Origin of the sequence: Klebsiella sp. 141240 (genome assembly GCF_050600805.1) — a bacterium.
GTDB lineage: Bacteria > Pseudomonadota > Gammaproteobacteria > Enterobacterales > Enterobacteriaceae > Klebsiella > Klebsiella aerogenes.
Genome location: NZ_JAQIRK010000071.1, coordinates 1 through 447 on the forward strand (window position 1 = coordinate 1; position 447 = coordinate 447).

The following is a 447-nucleotide window of genomic DNA, read 5'->3' on the forward strand; positions in this document are numbered from 1 at the left end:
TTTCAGCTGGCCTTCGAAGGCGTGGTATTTTTTGCGCACCTCGCGGAAGTACGCGGCGATGCTCTCCAGCTTGTGGATATCGAGGCCGGTGTCGTGCCGGGTACCGGCGAGGGTGGCCACCAGCGCTTCGGTGGCCGGGTGGCCATAGGTGGCGCTCATCGAGGAGATGGCGGTATCGACGCCGTCGACGCCGGCTTCAATGGCCTTCAGCAGCGCCATTTCCGCCATGCCGGTGGTGGCGTGGCAGTGCAGGTGCAGGGTGACGGCATAGCGTTTTTTGATTTCGCTGACCAGCTCAAAGGCGGCATGCGGGGTGAGGATGCCGGACATGTCCTTGATGGCGATGGAGTCAACGCCGGTCTCCAGCAGCTGTTCGGTGAGGTCGAGCCAGGTCTGCAGGGTGTGCGCCGGGCTGGTGGTGTAGCTGAGGGTGCCCTGGGCGTGGGC

Annotated in this window: 1 pseudogene; it reads right to left on the bottom strand. The window is 64.4% G+C overall.

Annotated features, from left to right (window positions below):
* Window positions 1-447: pseudogene (locus PGQ95_RS26385) on the bottom strand (sodium-extruding oxaloacetate decarboxylase subunit alpha); the annotation flags it as partial.